General features: G+C 70.8%; 16 protein-coding genes. 8 read left to right on the top strand and 8 right to left on the bottom strand.

What is annotated here, in order from left to right; genetic code table 11:
* Positions 1 to 209 precede the first annotated feature (209 nt).
* Complete coding sequence (locus tag ACQUQD_RS01770; RefSeq protein WP_428950103.1) at positions 210 to 611, top strand: PRC-barrel domain-containing protein; 402 nt, start codon at positions 210 to 212, stop codon at positions 609 to 611.
* A gap of 269 nt (positions 612 to 880) precedes the next feature.
* A complete protein-coding gene (locus ACQUQD_RS01765; protein ID WP_428950102.1) occupies positions 881 to 2,404 on the top strand; it encodes a catalase in 1,524 nt (507 codons plus the stop codon).
* Between the two features lie 147 nt (positions 2,405 to 2,551).
* Here ACQUQD_RS01765 and ACQUQD_RS01760 read toward each other — a convergent pair whose 3' ends face one another.
* Positions 2,552 to 2,821, bottom strand: coding sequence for a hypothetical protein (locus ACQUQD_RS01760; protein ID WP_428950101.1), 270 nt, complete (start codon positions 2,819 to 2,821; stop codon positions 2,552 to 2,554).
* 333 nt (positions 2,822 to 3,154) lie between these two features.
* Here ACQUQD_RS01760 and ACQUQD_RS01755 point away from each other — a divergent pair, with 333 nt between their 5' ends.
* Positions 3,155 to 4,369 carry an MFS transporter gene (locus ACQUQD_RS01755; RefSeq protein WP_428950100.1) on the top strand — a complete coding sequence of 405 codons (1,215 nt, stop codon included), beginning with the start codon at positions 3,155 to 3,157 and terminating at the stop codon, positions 4,367 to 4,369.
* Between the two features lie 32 nt (positions 4,370 to 4,401).
* Here the strand turns inward: ACQUQD_RS01755 and ACQUQD_RS01750 are convergent, their stop codons facing one another.
* Entirely contained in the window at positions 4,402 to 5,403 is a 1,002-nt protein-coding gene (locus tag ACQUQD_RS01750; RefSeq protein WP_428957423.1) for a phosphotransferase family protein, read from the bottom strand.
* A 199-nt stretch (positions 5,404 to 5,602) separates the two neighbouring features.
* Between ACQUQD_RS01750 and ACQUQD_RS01745 the strand changes: the two genes are divergently transcribed.
* Positions 5,603 to 6,373: a class I SAM-dependent methyltransferase gene (locus tag ACQUQD_RS01745; protein ID WP_428950099.1), complete on the top strand. Its 771-nt coding sequence runs from the start codon at positions 5,603 to 5,605 to the stop codon at positions 6,371 to 6,373.
* Positions 6,374 to 6,558: 185 nt separating this feature from the next.
* Positions 6,559 to 7,110, top strand: coding sequence for a hypothetical protein (locus tag ACQUQD_RS01740; protein WP_428950098.1), 552 nt, complete (start codon positions 6,559 to 6,561; stop codon positions 7,108 to 7,110).
* 113 nt (positions 7,111 to 7,223) lie between these two features.
* Here ACQUQD_RS01740 and ACQUQD_RS01735 read toward each other — a convergent pair whose 3' ends face one another.
* On the bottom strand, positions 7,224 to 8,360 hold the full coding sequence (locus tag ACQUQD_RS01735) for an LCP family protein (RefSeq protein WP_428950097.1): 1,137 nt from the start codon (positions 8,358 to 8,360) through the stop codon (positions 7,224 to 7,226).
* A 28-nt stretch (positions 8,361 to 8,388) separates the two neighbouring features.
* Entirely contained in the window at positions 8,389 to 8,895 is a 507-nt protein-coding gene (locus tag ACQUQD_RS01730; protein WP_428950096.1) for a transglycosylase SLT domain-containing protein, read from the bottom strand.
* A gap of 583 nt (positions 8,896 to 9,478) precedes the next feature.
* On the opposite strand from ACQUQD_RS01730, the gene ACQUQD_RS01725 reads away from it, so the two are divergent.
* Entirely contained in the window at positions 9,479 to 10,909 is a 1,431-nt protein-coding gene (locus ACQUQD_RS01725; RefSeq protein ID WP_428950095.1) for an MFS transporter, read from the top strand.
* Positions 10,906 to 11,478: a TetR/AcrR family transcriptional regulator gene (locus ACQUQD_RS01720; RefSeq protein ID WP_428950094.1), complete on the top strand. Its 573-nt coding sequence runs from the start codon at positions 10,906 to 10,908 to the stop codon at positions 11,476 to 11,478. Before ACQUQD_RS01725 ends, ACQUQD_RS01720 begins: the two co-directional genes overlap by 4 nt.
* A gap of 49 nt (positions 11,479 to 11,527) precedes the next feature.
* Here ACQUQD_RS01720 and ACQUQD_RS01715 read toward each other — a convergent pair whose 3' ends face one another.
* A complete protein-coding gene (locus ACQUQD_RS01715; protein WP_428950093.1) occupies positions 11,528 to 12,565 on the bottom strand; it encodes an aminoglycoside phosphotransferase family protein in 1,038 nt (345 codons plus the stop codon).
* Positions 12,566 to 12,628: 63 nt separating this feature from the next.
* On the bottom strand, positions 12,629 to 13,867 hold the full coding sequence (locus ACQUQD_RS01710) for an MFS transporter (RefSeq protein WP_428950092.1): 1,239 nt from the start codon (positions 13,865 to 13,867) through the stop codon (positions 12,629 to 12,631).
* Positions 13,868 to 13,967: 100 nt separating this feature from the next.
* Here ACQUQD_RS01710 and ACQUQD_RS01705 point away from each other — a divergent pair, with 100 nt between their 5' ends.
* Positions 13,968 to 14,432: a winged helix-turn-helix transcriptional regulator gene (locus ACQUQD_RS01705; protein ID WP_428950091.1), complete on the top strand. Its 465-nt coding sequence runs from the start codon at positions 13,968 to 13,970 to the stop codon at positions 14,430 to 14,432.
* Between the two features lie 181 nt (positions 14,433 to 14,613).
* Here the strand turns inward: ACQUQD_RS01705 and ACQUQD_RS01700 are convergent, their stop codons facing one another.
* Both ACQUQD_RS01700 and ACQUQD_RS01695 read right to left on the bottom strand, forming a co-directional pair.
* Positions 14,614 to 14,958, bottom strand: a complete 345-nt coding sequence (locus tag ACQUQD_RS01700; RefSeq protein ID WP_428950090.1) for a hypothetical protein — start codon at positions 14,956 to 14,958, stop codon at positions 14,614 to 14,616.
* Between the two features lie 188 nt (positions 14,959 to 15,146).
* On the bottom strand, positions 15,147 to 16,046 hold the full coding sequence (locus tag ACQUQD_RS01695; RefSeq protein ID WP_428950089.1) for an SDR family oxidoreductase: 900 nt from the start codon (positions 16,044 to 16,046) through the stop codon (positions 15,147 to 15,149).
* Positions 16,047 to 16,086: the final 40 nt, after the last annotated feature.

Here is a 16,086-nt window from a genome sequence, read left to right as displayed (position 1 = left end):
TTGGCGAAAAGCCTGCCCAGGTGCAAAGCAACTGGTCAACGGACCGGCGGAGCAATCCGGTTCTCGATCGTTCTCCGAATGACAGCAAAGTCCGGTCCGGTCCGTTTAGAGGCCGGTCGCTCGGTTAGTCGGGGGGTGTCGCCGGACAGGACGCACGGTGCAGCCCTGCACCGCCTGACCGAAAGCGACTGATGTACGGAGGTACCACCATGACCGAGAACATCTGGAGTTACCCGGCCAGTGCTGGTCACACTCCGAATGCCGATCTGACCGGGTACAAGGTCGAGGCGACGGACGGGCAGATCGGGAAGGTGGACAAGCACTCCAACGACGTAGGTTCGCAGTACATCGTCGTGGACACCGGCGTGTGGATATTCGGCAAGGAGGTGCTGCTGCCCGCCGGCACGATCACGGCCATCGACTCCGAAGCGAAGACGATCCAGGTGTCGCGCACCAAGAACGAGATCAAGAGCGCTCCGGAGTTCGACAAGGAAAAGCACCTGGGCGACGCCGGCTATCACGACGAGCTGGGCTCGTACTACGGCCGCGCTCCTGGCGCCCCCGGCACTCCGGGCGCAGGGCCGACGACTCCTGGCCGCCCCACGGTCTGACGACCGGCCCGGTTCCGGGCAGGTCAGGGGCGGGCCGCGCCGTGCGGCCCGCCCACGCGGCTGTGCGGCCCGCTCCGGCCGGAACGCGGAGCGGGCCCTCCTGCCGACAAATGGCCGTGTCGGAGAAGAAGCCGCAGGATGGATCTAACGTCGGTACGCCCCCGTGCCCGCCGAACCGGAGACGGGCCCTTTGAAGCGGCGCTCCTAAGCTGCGAACCCGGACCTTCGCGGCGCAGAGAACATCACCCATTGAAAGGCGTGCGTAGCCCATGAGTGACGTCACAGGTAAAGCGACCACCACGGATGCCGGAGTCCCGGTGGAAAGCGATGAACACTCGCTCACCGTTGGCGCCGGCGGGCCCATCCTCCTGCAGGACTCCTATCTGATCGAGCAGATGGCGCAGTTCAACCGGGAGCGGATTCCCGAGCGACAGCCGCACGCGAAGGGAAGCGGCGCTTTCGGTCACTTCGAGGTCACCGGAGACGTCACTCCCTATACAAAGGCCGCCCTTTTCCAGCCGGGCACCCGCACCGAACTCGTGACACGGTTCTCCACCGTCGCGGGAGAGCGGGGGAGCCCGGACACCTGGCGTGACCCGCGCGGATTCGCGGTGAAGTTCTACACCACCGAGGGCAACTACGACATGGTGGGGAACAACACCCCGGTCTTCTTCATCAAGGACCCGATGAAGTTCCAGCATTTCATCCGGTCCCAGAAGCGCCGTGCGGACAGCAACCTCCGCGACCACGACATGCAGTGGGACTTCTGGACCCTGTCGCCCGAGTCCGCCCACCAGGTCACCTGGCTGATGGGCGACCGGGGTATCCCGCGCACCTGGCGCCACATGAACGGCTACACCTCGCACACCTACATGTGGATCAATGCGCGGGGCGAGCGGTTCTGGGTCAAGTACCACTTCAAGACCGACCAGGGCATCGAGTACTTCACCCAGGACGAGGGTGACCAGATGTGCGCGGCCGACACGGACTACCACACCCGGGATCTCTTCGAGCACATCCGCGACGGGGACCACCCGAGCTGGACGCTGTACGTGCAGGTCATGCCGTACGAGGATGCCGCCGGGTACCGCTTCAACCCGTTCGACCTGACCAAGGTGTGGCCGCACGCCGACTACCCGCTGGTCGAGGTCGGCAAGATGACGCTGGACCGCAACCCCACGGACAACCACGCCGAGATCGAGCAGGCGGCGTTCCAGCCGAACAACCTGGTCCCGGGCATCGGGCCCAGCCCCGACCGGATGCTCCTGGGACGGCTGTTCTCGTACGCCGACGCCCACCGGCACCGGATCGGGGGCAACTACCAGCAACTGCCGGTCAACGCCCCCGTCGCGCCCGTGCACACGTACTCCAAAGACGGCGCCATGGCCTACCGCAAGACCGAGGACCCGGTGTACGCGCCGAACTCCAAGGGCGGTCCGGCAGCCGACACGGAGCGCTACGGCACCCCGCCGAGCTGGTCCGCGGACGGTGAGATCACCCGAGCCGCGTACGTCGACCACGCCGAGGACGACGACTGGGGCCAGGCGGGCACCATGGTGCGTGAGGTGCTCGACGACGCCGCACGCGACCGCCTCGTGGACAACGTCGTCGGCCACCTGCTCAACGGGGTGAGCGAACCGGTGCTGGTCAGGGCCTTCGCCTACTGGTCGAACATCGACAAGTCCCTCGGTGAACGCATCGAGCAGGGGGTCCGTGCCAAGGCGGACGAGAAGGACCCCAAGGCCGCGGAGCAGGCCAATCCGGCGCGCGGCAGCATGCAGGACAAGGCCTGATCCACCCGCGCGAACCGTCTGCCGCTGCCCGTCGGGGCAGCGGCAGACGGCTGCCCCGACGCGAGCGGATGCGCCGCCTGACCGAGGACGCGCAGGGCGAGCACGATCTGCTCCTCCTCCTGCTCCTGCACGGCGGCGTCCCCCTGCTCACCCATGGGGAGTGAGCCGGACGAGAATCGGCCCCATCCCGTCGATCCAGTCCTCTCCCGCCTCGACGGCCGCCTGTCCCTCCCCGAGAATGCGGAGCTGGAGGGGCTCGAGCCACCTGCGGCACCAGCGGGCCCGCACGTCGTCGTCGATGTCCGCCGTGCAGACCTCGTTGACGCCCGCGCCCAGAGCACGGGCCGCTGTGCGGAAGTCGCTGCCGACCCATTCCCCCGCACCATCGGTGACCAGCGCCCACGACATTTTGAACATGTACCGACACTATCGATGGACCGGTTCCGGTTGACGCCGGAGGTGCCGGACGGGCGGTGGTGCCACCGGCGGCCCGGATCCTCTTCGGGCTGGCGGGGAGGCGGAGGGTGCGTTCCGGGGCCCGGGTGACCGAGGTCACCAAAAGCGCGGCGCGATCTTGGAATGTGAGTGCCTCTTGCGCTGCTGCACCCTTGTGGGTTTGCCTCTTCAAGAGGTGATGCCGGGCAATGAGGCCCGGTGCGACGGACCGCCGGGTCGGAGACCTTCCCGGTCCCGCCCGCCGTACCCCGCGCCCCGCTCATGGACCGCTGTCTTCGAAAGGTCTCCTGCACCATGCCGCTGGCCCTACTGGCCCTGGCTGTTGTCGCGTTCGGCATCGGCACGACCGAGTTCGCCACGATGGGGCTGCTGCCCCAGATCGCCGACGGCGTCGACGTGTCCGTGCCGCACGCCGGCAACCTCGTCTCGGCGTACGCGCTCGGTGTCGTCGTCGGCGCCCCGGTGCTGACCGGCATCGGAGCGCGCGTACCGCACAAGCGGCTGCTGCTGCTTCTCTCCGGACTGTTCGTCGTCGGCAACGTCGCGTCCGCGCTCGCGCCCAACTTCGGCCTGCTCTTCGCCGCACGTTTCCTGGCCGGCCTGCCGCACGGAGCGCTCTTCGGCGTGGGAGCCGTCGTGGCCTCCAAGCTGGTCGCCCCCGACCGTGCCGCCCGCGCCGTGTCGAAGATGTTCCTCGGGCTCACGGTGGCGAACATCGTAGGCGTGCCGGCCGGCACGGCCCTCGGGCAGCACCTCGGCTGGCGGTCCGCCTACTGGGCGGTCGCGGTCATCGGCGTCGCCGCCCTCGTCGCGCTGGCTCTCTTCGTGCCCCACCAGCCGCGCGGCACACAGTCCGGCATCCGGCACGAGCTGCGCGCGATGGGCAACAAGCAGGTCGTGATCGGCCTGGCCACGGCCGTGGTCGGATTCGGCGGCTTCTTCGCCGTCTACAGCTACCTGGTGCCCATGCTGACCCACGTCACGGGCATCTCCGACTCCTCGACCACACTGGTCCTCGCGCTCTACGGCGTCGGCATGACGCTCGGCACGCTGATCGCGGGCCCGCTCACCGACCGCGCCCTGCGACCGACGCTGTACGCGGGGCTCGCCCTCCTCGCCGCCGCGCTCGTGACGTTCTACTTCGCCGTCCACAGCACGGTGCCCGCGCTGGTGACGATCACCTTCATCGGCGCGATGGGCTCCCTCATCACCACGCCCGTGCAGATGCTGCTCATGGCCAAGGCGGAGAACGCCCCGACGATGGCGGCGGCCTCCAACCACTCCGCCTTCAACCTCGCCAACGCGGGCGGTGCCTGGCTCGGCGGCCTGGCCATCTCGGCGGGCTGGGGCTGGACCTCGCCCAACCTGGTCGGGGCGGCCCTTGCCCTGGCCGGCCTCGGCCTCGCCTTCACGGGAGGCCTCATGGACCGGGGCACCCGGCGCTCCCAGGTGGTCACCTCGTCCTCGGAGCACTCCCCGCAGGCCGACCAGATCACGACGGGGCAGTGAGCCCCACGGCAGTGTGACGACGGGCTCCTGGGTCAGCTCGTCGTGGCCGAGGAGATCGCGGCGAGGGACGCCGCCAGTTCCTTTCCGGCGTGGTTCCAGGTCCAGGTCCGGTGCGCGGCGGTGTACCGGCGGGGCACGGTCTCGACGAGCATGATCAGGTACAGGTAGCTGCGGTAGAGCTGATAGCGCAGGCGGACGGCGCCGGTGAAGTCCGCCCGGCCGCCCGCCGCCGTGTATCCGGCCAGGAAGTCCTCGTCGTGCTCGATGTCGTCGAACAGGGCGAGGGACACGAAGTCGGCCACCGGGTCGCCGAAGAACATCCGCTCGCCGTCGATGACACCGCCGATGGTCCGGTCGCCCGGCGCGCCGTCGAGCAGCAGATTGCCCTGCCAGAGGTCGAAGTGGACGAGCGCGGGCACGGTGACCTCGTCCAGGACGTCCGCGGCCGAGGCGAGAATCCGGCGGACCGTGGCCACCGGGTGCGGCAGCGCGGCGTGAAAGTGCGCGGCGTCGTCGAGAACGGCGTCGGTCATCTCGGTGAACGCCTCCCGCCAGCTGCCCGGGCGCGATCCGAACGGCCGGGCGGGATAACCGAACCCGGGTCCGGTCAAGGCATGCAGCCGGGCCACGTGCCCGCCCAACTCGCCGCGTAGCCGGGCTTGTTCACGTGGCTCCGGTCCGGGGTCGGCCTCGTGCCAGGGCGCCCCGGGGCACTCGGTCATCACGAGCCCGGTGACGTCCGGCGGGTCTCCGGCCGACTCCGCGTGCACCACGCGCGGCACCGGCACCTCCGCGGCCCGGGCCGCGGCACCGTAGAACACGCTCTCCCCGCGCAACAGGTCATGTTCGTAGGCGAGTGCGGATCGGCCCTCGCCGGACGGCGGCACCTTCACGACCCAGCGCCGCCCGTCGCGCAGGACGACCCTGACCACGGTGTTGTGCGTGCCTCCGGTCAGCGGCAGGCACTCCTGGACGTCCTGGGGTGCGACGGAGGCGGCGGCCAGGGCGCGGACCACCGGCGGGCTGAGGGGCAGACTCACATGTGCTCCTTGGCGAGTGCGAGTGCCCGGGGTCCGACAGCGGGCGGGGCAGGACTACGTGGCGGGGAAGTCGCGGATCGGTGCCGCGGCGCAGGTCGACGCCGTCGTCACGCCCGGCACAGTAACCGAACGCCGTCCCGGGCAGCGCTGAACATGCCTTGCACCGGCGTCACGCCTCGGGCAGCGTGATGTCATGAGTGCCATGAGTGCTGCGGATCCGGCGCCGAGGCAACCGCGCCTGGGTGATGCCTTCGGCTCGATTCTGGCCCGCTGCTGGGCGGCGGGCGCCGTCCCCTACTCCTCGGTCGAGGTCGTCGAACGGGACGACGGGCTGATCAGTGCCAACGACCCCGCCCGCTACTTCGCCGCTCCCGAGGCCTGGTCGGATCTGGAGCGCTGGGCCTGGGAGCAGGCCACGGGTCGCATCCTCGACGTCGGCTGCGGCGGTGGCCGGCACGCGGCGCCCTGGGCCAGGAAGGGCCTGGACGTGCTGGGCCTCGACTCCTCGCCCGGCGTGGTGGGCATCATGCGGGAGCGCGGACTGGCGGCGCAGCTCGGCAGCCTGCCACAACTCCCGGACGGGCTGGGCACCTTCGAGACCATCGCGCTGTTCGGCAACAACCTCGGCCTCCTCGGCGGCCCCGACCGGGCGCCCGCCGTACTCCGCGCGCTCGCCGAGGTGGCGCGCCCGGGCACCCGGATCCTGGGCACGGCACACGATCCGTCCGGCGGCGAGAGCGTCTCCCACCATGCCGCGTACTTCGCCTGGAATCGCGAACGCGGCCGCAGCCCCGGCCAGTTGAGGATCCGCGTGCGGGACGGCGTGATCGCCACGCCGTGGTTCGACTACTGGCTCGCCGCACCGGACGAGCTCGCGACGGCGGTGGCCGACACCCCGTGGACACTCGAGACGATCGAACGCGCCAGCGCCGGCTCAGGATTAGTGGTGTGCCTGCGCCGCTGAGCGGAGGGGGTTCCTTCGCCTGCTCCGGGCTCCGGACCCTTCCCATGGCCATGAGATCGCCAACGTGACTGCGCGGCAGAGCCCTTGACCTCACCCTCCGGGGAACCGCTGCACCACCGGGTTTTCCGGGCTCTGGATCCGGCAAAGCGGCGGCGACGCGCCCACGGTCGCGGTAGAAGAAGCGCATGGACCTGAACTCGCCGGCCGCTGTGGCGCTCATAGCCGCAGCCGTCTCCGTGGCCGGAACACTCCTCACCGTCCGGGCCACAGTGCGGACCAACCACAATGCTGCAGTTCAGGCGCAGTTCCAAGAGATCATCAAGAAGCGTGTCGAGTACTACCCGAAGCTCTGGAAGATCCACATCCACTACGAGACCAACTGGACCCTCTCGGCCCGGCCCAAGACCCGGGAATGGGCAGAGCAATATGTGCAGGCGCTCAACGAGTTCAACCTCGACGGCGGCGTCTTCTTCTCGCAGCCCGTGTACATGAAATTCTTCGAACTGCGCCGCTACCTGTACCAGGCCATAGAGGCCACCCCGCCCGGAGCCGAAGTGCCCTCCGAGCTCACCCGAAGAATCCAGGAAGCAGTGTACGGCGGCCCCGGCTATGAACCCGGCTTGTCCACCTACGCGAAGGACGACCTCGGCAGCTACCAGACCGCGTCCCTGGCCCATGGTGCGCAGCGCGAGACTCGCCGCCGTTTCCTCACACTGCGCCCTGTGCGCCGCAGTTGATCGCAGAGGCGAACTTGTGCCGAGCGGCGGGGGCATTGTCGCCGAGTTCCGTTCCGCACCAGCCAGGCCGTGCACGTCCCCTGGACAACCACGCGCTCGTGGGCACAGTCGGGCTATGAACCCGCCGACACCGGAGAGTCGGTCCGGTCCGCCACCGAACCCTGGGTCGCGGTCTTCGGGATGGAGCGGTCCTCGCGCAGGGCCGTCCAGACCCGGTGCGACGCCTTGTGAAGCGGCAGGACCCGGCCCGAGTCCTGGGCGTCGTAGGTGACCGGCAGCGTGACCATGTGGGTGCGGTCGGGGCTGATGCCCTTCAACTCCTTGGCCAGACCGAGGAGTTTGTCCGTGGAGGCCAGGCCGGAGTCCGCGCTGATCGTCTTGGTCGCCGTGTCGGCCAGACCGTAGGCCTTGGCCGGGCTGCCGAGCGGATCGACGGTTTCGGCGCGGTGGATCAGGGCCTTGATGAACGCCTGCTGGAGCTGGATGCGACCCAGGTCGCTCCCGTCGCCCACGCCGTGCCGGGTGCGGACGAGCTCCAGTGCCTGCTTGCCCTTGAGCGTGTGCTTGCCGGCGGTCAGGGACAGGCCGCTGTTCTGGTCGTTGATGGCCCGGTGGGTGGTGATGTCCACACCGCCGAGTTCGTCGATGAGCTTCTGGAAGCCCTTGAAGTCGACCTCGAGATAGTGGTCCATGCGGACGCCCGACATCTTCTCGACCGTCTTGACGGTGCAGGCCGGTCCGCCCACTTGGTAGGACGAGTTGAACATGGCCTGCCGCGCGCCGGGCGCGGAGCCGCCGTGCGTCTGTGCGCACGCGGGCCGCTGGACCATCGTGTCGCGCGGGATGCTGACGACCGAGGCCTTCTTGTGGGTCTTGTCGACGTGCAGGACCATCGCCGTGTCGGCGCGGGCGCCGAGAACGCCCTGGCCGTACTGGCCGTGGGTGCCGGCCCGGGAGTCGGACCCGAGCAGGAGGATGTTCATCGATCCGTTCCGCTGCTCGCTCGGGCGGTCGTGCCCGAGGACGGCGTTCACGTTCGTGCCCTGGATGTTGCCGTTGAGGTGCTGCCAGGCGTAGGCCACGCCTCCGCTGCCGGCCAGGACCAGTCCCAGGGCGCCCCAGGCGGTGTACCGCAGGGCCTTCTTCCGCGGCCTGCGCCGGGCGCGGCGGACCCGTGCGGGCCCATAGGGGGGCACCGCCGAGCCGTCGGCCGGGTGCGCCTGACGGTCGTCTCCGCTCTCGTGCGGCATGCGCTGCCCTTCGTCGTGGATCGGTGGTTCAGTACGCCGAGTCGACGTTGTCGATGGAGCCGTACTTGTCGGCGGCGTAGTTGGCGGCCGCGGTGATGTTGGCGACCGGGTCCGTCACGCTGTTCGCGGTGCCGGACACGTGGTAGGCGTCGAACGTCGGCTGGATGACCTGGAGCAGGCCCTTCGACGGGGTGCCGTTGATCGCGTTGATGTCGGTGTTGTTCTGGGCGTTCGGGTTGCCGGAGGACTCACGCATGATGTTGCGGTGCAGTCCCTCGTAGGTACCGGGGATCCCCTTGGCCTTCATGATGTCGAGGGACTCGCGGATCCAGCCGTCGAGGTTGTCGGCGTACGACTTCCCGGTCGCGGCCTGCGTCGCCTTGGTGCTCGCCGCGGCGGGCTCGGCGGCCTGGGCGGGGGAGGGGACCAGCGTGAGGGCCGTGGCCGCGGCACCGGCGGTGGCTATCCCGGCGACGGACATCTTGCGGAGTCGGGTGGCGCGAGCGGTGCTGGTCAGGGTCTTCGTGATGGTCATGCGGGGGTGACTCTCCCATGCGGTGGTGCGTGTTGGTCGGCCGGCGGAAGCGGGCGGGTCGCCCGATGTGTCCGGCTCGAAGAACGTTCATCAGGGTTAGCGGCGCGGGGAGGACGGCGCAAAGATGTGACGTACTACCGCGGTACGCAGAAGGGCCCGCACGGCGCCGGCGCAAGCGGCTCACAGGCCGCGGCGGGGGCGCACCGGCCCTACTACCGTCGTTCGCATGTGACGTGGCTCCTATGGGTGGGCTCACTGTCACCGCCGAGTTACCGACGGGTTCGGGACACCCCAAGGACCATCGCCGTCGTGCGACAGCAGCGCTCGAGCCGAGGCCCCGCACGGCGTGACATCCATCACCGGGCGACGTCCGAGGGAGAGCGCCAGTCGGTATATACGGGGTGGAAACGCCTGAAGAGCCACTGCCGGCCGCAGCGGGGCCATGGGGGTGCGCCGCGTCGGCTGTCATCATGCGATGACATCGCCTGATGACAAGAACGGGAAAACCTTGAGCCCCTCGGAACCGGGAACCGCGACCACCCCTGCCGCACCGGCATCAGCACTCCGCCACCCACGGGCCCTCGTGCCCGTCCTTGTCTCGCTCGGCATGCTCGTCGCCGTCGTCAGCAGCCTCGGCGCACCCCTCATCCCGACCATCGCGGCCGAGGACCACGTCGCCGTGTCCAGCGCGCAGTGGGCGCTGACGGTGACGATGCTGGTCGGCGCCATCGCCACCCCGGTCATGGGGCGCCTGGGCGACGGCCCGCAGCGCAAGCGGGTGATCCTCACCGGCCTCGCCGTCGTCCTGGCCGGCAGTCTCCTGGCGGCCCTGCCCCTCGGATTCGTCTGCCTTCTGGTGGGGCGGGCGCTGCAGGGCGTCGGCATGGGACTCGTGCCGCTCGCCATCGCCACCGCCCGCGACGCGCTGCCCCCGGAGAAGGCGCGATCGGCGGTGGCGACCCTGTCCCTGACCACCGCCGCGGGCATCGGACTCGGCTATCCGATCACCGGCCTGTTCTCCGAGTACCTCGGTATGTACGCCGGATTCTGGTTCGCGGCCGTCACGGCCGCCGCCGCGCTCACCGCCACCGTGCTCGTCGTGCCCGCGGCGCCGCACCGCCCCACCGTCCCGATGGACTACCCCGGAGTGCTCCTGCTGGCAGGCGGCATGGCCGCCCTGCTGATGGCACTGGCCGAGGGGGAGCGGTGGGGCTGGGGGTCCGTGCCGCTGCTCGCGCTGGCGGTCGCGGCCGTCGTCCTTCTCGCCGGCTGGGTCCTGCACTCGCTGCACAGCACGCACCCCCTGGTGCGGGTACGGCTCGTCAAGGACCGCGGCGTGCTCGTCGCCAACCTGACCACGATGGTCGGCGGCGTCGGCACCTACCTGCTGATCGCTCTCGTCACCCGCTACGTCCAGACGCCCCGGTCGGCGGGGTACGGCTTCTCCGCGTCCATCGTCGTCACCGGACTGCTGCTCGTCCCGTTCTCCGCCGCCAGCCTGGTCACCGGCCGACTGGTACGGATCATGGGCCGCGCGGCGACGCCCGGCCGGATGCTGCCGCTGGGCTGCCTGCTCTCGCTCGGCGCCCTGGTCTGCTTCCTCCTCGCCCGCTCCAGCCTGTGGGGCATCGGCGCGATGATGGCGCTCGCCGGGCTCGGCGTGGGCGTGACGTTCGCCGTCACCCCCGGCCTGATAGTCGGCGGGGTGCCCGCGCAGGAGACGGGCAGCGCGATGAGTTTCAATCAGGTCGTGAAGTACATCGGATACTCGACCGGCAGCGCCCTGAGCGCGGTCATCCTGCAGGCCGCCACCGCTCCCGGTGCGCAACTGCCGTCCAACGACGGTTATCGCACCGCGGGCCTCGTCGGCTGCGCCGCCTTCGTGATCACCGGCGTCCTCGCGGTCGCTCTGACCCGGCCGGGCGCGCGGCCGAGCCCGTCCCTCGTCGCGGCGGGCCAGACCGTGCCCGCGGTGGCGGGTGACCAGGCGCCCTCCGTGCCGGGCCGCCCGTGAGCGGGGCGACGCCGGGCCCGCGCCGGAACTCCGCCCGCAGCCGTGAGGCTCTGTTGCGGGCGGCGACCGACCTCTTCTCCGAGCGCGGATACGACCGCACCACCATCCGGGAGATCGGCGAGCGGGCCGGGGTGGACCCGGCCCTGATCGCGCGCTACTTCGGCAGCAAGCCGCTGTTGTACGTGGAGGTGCTGCGCGCCGAGCACGGCGACACCGTGCCGGACGACCTGCTGACCGAGCCCCGTCTGCGGGAGGTCGCCGAACGCGCGGAGCGGCGCGGACCGGTGCCGCTGCTGCGGGTCGCGGTCCAGCCGCTGAGCGACGGCGCCGCCCAGGAGGCCACGCGCGCGACGCTGCGGGACCGCCTCGTGGACCCTCTGCGCGCACGCTTCGTCAAGGAGGGCAGGGACCGGCCCGGGCTGCGGGCCGACGTCCTCGTGGCGGCGGTCGCCGGAGTGCTGCTCGCCCGCCACTCCGGGGCGTTCGACGACCTGGCCGATGCGGATGTGGACGAGGTCGTCGACGTACTCCTGGAGACGCTCGGCGGCGAGGGACCGGCCGAGGGCTGACGACTGCCGGTTCTCGGTGGCCGGCTGTCCGGCCGGCGGCCAAGGCTGGTCATACGGTGTGCGGGCGCCGCGACGGGACGGGTGCGAGCGAGGGCCAGCGGACGAGCATCTGGCGGCGCAGGTCCGTGCCGAGCCTGTTCAGTCCGCTCAGGTCGGCACGGCCGGCGGTCATCCGGCCGACGACCGCGAGCCGGTGGACGAGCCGTTGCCGGGCGCTCGCGGTGCCCCACTCCCAGTCCTGGTCCGGGATCCGGGCCAGATGATCGACCGTTCCGCGGTGGGCCCTCTCGACCAGCGCGTCACCGCGCAGCAGCCAGCCCGCGCAGGCGTCGGTGAGATCGTCGTCGAGTGGAGTGCCGGTCGCCGTGTGCCATGTCGTGCGGTACGCCGTCTCCGCCCGGTCCGGCAGTGCGGCGGAAGCCGCGGTGACGCACCAGCACGTCGGGAAGCCGATGCGCAGGTAGGCGAGCTCCACCAGGCCACTGCCCCACGAGGCCTGTTCGAAGTCGATGAACCTGACCCCGTCCGCGGTGTGCAGGTCATTGCCGGGACACGGGTCCCCGTGGAGCAGGGCGTGCCCCGGTGCCCGGCCGAGCCGTTCCACGAGGTCGGCGAGTTCGCCCGGCACGCCGGGCGCGACGGGCACCTCGAGCGCCTCGGCCAGCCGGAGGAAGGACGCGATGTCCGCCTCGCCGGGGCCCGCCCAGCGGGGGAGTGCCTCCATGTCCTCCGGGCGGGCGGTGGCATGGAGTCGGGCCAGCGCCGTCGCGTAGCCGACGATCCAGTCCGCGGAGGGGCGTTCGTGGTGGAGATGTTCCAGTACCAGCACGCGCCGGCCGGGATCGGTGGCCAGCAGTGCGGGCACCACGGGCGGCTCGGCCCGGGCGGCGACGCGCAGTGCGGTCACCTCGCGGCCGTACCGCTCCTCGGCGTCCGGGCCGTCGACGATGTGCTTCACCACCGCCGGTGTCCCGGCCAGCTCAACACGCCACACACGTGAGCGAGGGCTGCTGTCCAGCCGCCTGGCCCGGCCGACGGATCCCAGCTCGGCCCGTAGCGCGTCCCCGAACGGCAGTCGTGACCACATGAAGTCATCCTGCCAGGTGAGTGAACAGCAGGGCAGCGGAAGGCGATTGCGTCTGATGAGGCATCAACGCGCCGTTGAACGCGGGCCCCGGGTCGTCGCCCACAGCAGCAGGGCCGCGCAGCTGAACCCCGCGCCCAGGGCGCAGACTCCCGTCCACCCGGCCGCCGCGTACATCGTGGACGAGCCGATGGCACCGAGGGCGCTGCCGGCCGAGTAGAACACCATGTACCCGCCGATGATCCTGCTTCCCGCGTCCGGGTGGACGGCGTAGATGAGCGACTGATTGGTGACGTGCACGGCCTGGACGGCGAAATCCAGGAGGACCGCGCCGACGGCCAGGGCCCAGAGCGACTGCCGGGTGAGGGCCATCGGGAGCCACGACACGGCGAGCAGGACCAGCGCCGTGCCCGTGGTCCGCTGGGCGAGACCGCGGTCGTTCCACCGGCCGGCGGCTCCCGCGGCCGCGGCTCCGGCCGCTCCGGCGAGGCCGAACGCGCCGACCGCCGTGTGCGTCAGCGACCAGGGAGGGCTGCTGAGCGGCTGGACCACGCTGCTCCACAGCGTGCTGAACGCGGCGAAGACCAGCAGCGCCAGCAGGCCGCGGACCCGGAGCAACGGGTGACGGGCGAACAGGCCGACGGTCGATGACAGCAACCGCCGGTACGGCAACGTGACCGTGCGTGGCGGATCGGCCGGCAGCGCGCGGCGCAGGAGCACGGCGAGCGCCGCGGTCAGCGCAGCCGCCAAGAGGTAGACGGCGCGCCACCCTGCGACGTCGGCCACCACGCCCGCCACCGTGCGGGCCAGCAGAATGCCGGTGATCACCCCGCTGGTGACCGCTCCGACGACCCGCCCCCGGAAGGCCGGAGCGGTGAGGTGCGCCGCCGCGGCGACCATGGTCTGGGCGACGACGGCCAGTGCTCCGACCGCCGCCAGAGAGATGAGCAGGGCGGCGACTGCGGGTGCCAGACCCGCGATCAGCAGCGCGACGGCGAGCAGGCCGAGCTGGAGCGTGATCAGCCTGCGCCTGTTCACGAGGTCGCCGAGCGGGACGAGCAGGAACAGGCCCGCGGCGTAACCGAGTTGGGTGACCGTGACGATGGCGCCGAGCAGACCGGAACCGAGCCCGAACTGCTCGCCGAGCGTGACCAGCAGGGGCTGGGCGAAGTAGACGTTGGCCACCGCGCTGCCGCAGGCGACGGCGATGAGCAGCACGAGCCGCGTGGAGGGCCGCCCGGACGGATCGGATGCGGTGTTCACGGCCGCCTGCTGCCCATCGGCCGTTGTGCAGTCGCTCGGCATACGGCACCCCCTTCATCATGGTTGCAACTTGCTACCTGCTGGACCTTAGATGCGGGCGGTAGCATGTTGCAACCAGCTGTGGTGTGAAGGAGGAAGCGCGATGGTCGCCCGCACTCGGTTCGACGCCGAACCGTGCCCCGTTGCCCGGTCGATCGATGCCATCGGCGACTGGTGGTCCCTGCTCATCGTGCGCGACGCGTTCGACGGCAGCCGCCGCTTCGGGCAGTTCCACCGAAGCCTGGGCATCGCCAAGAACATCCTCACCAGCCGGCTGCGCACCCTGGAGGAGACCGGAGTCATGAAGACCGTGCCCGCCTCCGACGGCAGCCGCTACCAGGAGTACGTACTCACGGAGAAGGGGCGCGCCCTCTTCCCCGTCATCGTGGCGCTGCGCCAGTGGGGCGAAGCGCGGTGCTTCGACCCGGGGGAGGCGCACTCGCGGCTCCTCGACCGCCGGAACGGGGAACCGCTGAGTCCGCTGGAGATCCGCTCCGCCGACGGGCGGCCTGTCGGCCCGGACGAGACCGTCGTCGAAAAGGTCGGCGCCGAGGACGGCGACAGCTGACCGCGGCCTCGGTGCCTGGCCAAGAGAGCCTTCGTGACCCAGCAGCGCCACTTCCGGGGCGTTCTCGCGATGGCCAGCTCGATTTCGTCGCCCAGTAGTGGGATCGCGCAGACTGGAAGCGCTGGACGAACTCCGTTCCGCCTGGAAGTAGTTGCTGGCCTGAGCGCGCCCGCGAGGAGCGTCACACCTGGGCGAGGTATCCGGGCAGCCCCAGCGCGATGATCCCGACCAGGAACACGGTGGCGGCCACCTTGAGCCGGCCTCGCCGACTGAGCTCCGTCGCCGCCAGACACACGGCACAGGCGGCGCCCATCAGCACCGCCGTCGTACCGGCGCCCCTCTGTGCCTGCTGCACCGCGCCGACCAGCACGCCTGCCGACATGGCGGCGCCCACGAGCATGTAGCCCTGACGGCGACGTTCCTGTTCGGAGTCGCCGGAGGGTGTACCGCTGTCGTTCCGGGGGAGTTCCACGGGGTGGATGTCGGTTCCGCGGAAGCTGCTGTTCCCGCGCTGGGGGTTCGTCACTCCGGGCGCACTAGCTAGTCGACCATCGCGTCGCGGCCCCCGCGCGCCATGAACGGCAGTGCGACGGGTGGTACGGGGTGCCCTCGCTGGTGCGCTCGTCGAGTTCGCGGTGCGAGGCCGTGAGGCAGCCGGAGCTGATCAGCAGGCGGGCGCCCCCCCCGGGAGCCTCGTCCGCTCCCTCGGGCCGCTCAGCGGGAGGGGGAGTCGCCGAAGTAGTGGCCCTTCTCCAGGTCCTCCAGCAGCCCGGGCCCCGCCGGTCGCCAGTCCAGCAGTTCGCGGGTCAGCGTGCTGGAGGCCGGCTGGTCGATGGAGAGGACCGAGCCGAGGAAGCCGAAGTCCTCGGCGGGGCGGGAGGCCCTCGGCAGGCCGAGGTGTCGGCCGATGACTTCGGCGATGTCGCCGATCGCCACGCCTTCGTCGCCGGTCGCGTGCAGCATCGACCCCGCCGGGGCCTGCTCCACGGCCAGTCGGAACAGCCGTCCGGCGTCCGTGACGTGCACCGCGGGCCAGCGGTGGGAACCGTCGCCCACGTAACCGGCCGACCCCTTCTCCCGGGCGTCGGCGATCAGCCAGGAGACGAATCCCTGGTCTCCCTCGCCGTGCACGGTCCGGGGCAGACCCACGACGGAGGAGCGGACGCCGCGCGAGGCCAGGTCGAGCACGGCGCGAGCGGTCACGGCCCGGCCCGCCATGGGGGAGCCGGGCGGGAACTCGGGGCGGTCCTGCTCGGTCGCCACCTTGCCCGGCATCGCGGGTGTGCCGGAAGCGATGACCAACGGCTTGCCGGTGCCTTCCAGCGCGGCGCCGAAGGCCTCGACGGCGCGCGCGTCGGCCCGCACGGAGTCGTCGAACCGGGTGAAGTCGTGGCCGAAGGCGAGGTGGATCACCCCGTCGCAGTCGGCGGCGCCGGCGCGCAGGGTGTCCAGGTCGTCGAGGTCGCCGCGCAGGACCTCGGCGCCCATGGCGGCGACGGCCTGGGCCGAGGAATCGGACCTGGCCAGCCCGAGGACCTGGTGTCCGGCCCCGATGAGCTCGGGTACGACGGTCGAGCCGATCCAGCCGGACGCGCCCGTGACGAATACACGCATGGAATCCTCCTTGATGTCAGGAACTGTCATCAGCGTAGCA

This window comes from Streptomyces sp. cg35, assembly GCF_050410835.1.
Taxonomy (GTDB): Bacteria; Actinomycetota; Actinomycetes; order Streptomycetales; family Streptomycetaceae; genus Streptomyces.
This window is presented reverse-complemented; position numbering and strand designations above follow the sequence as displayed.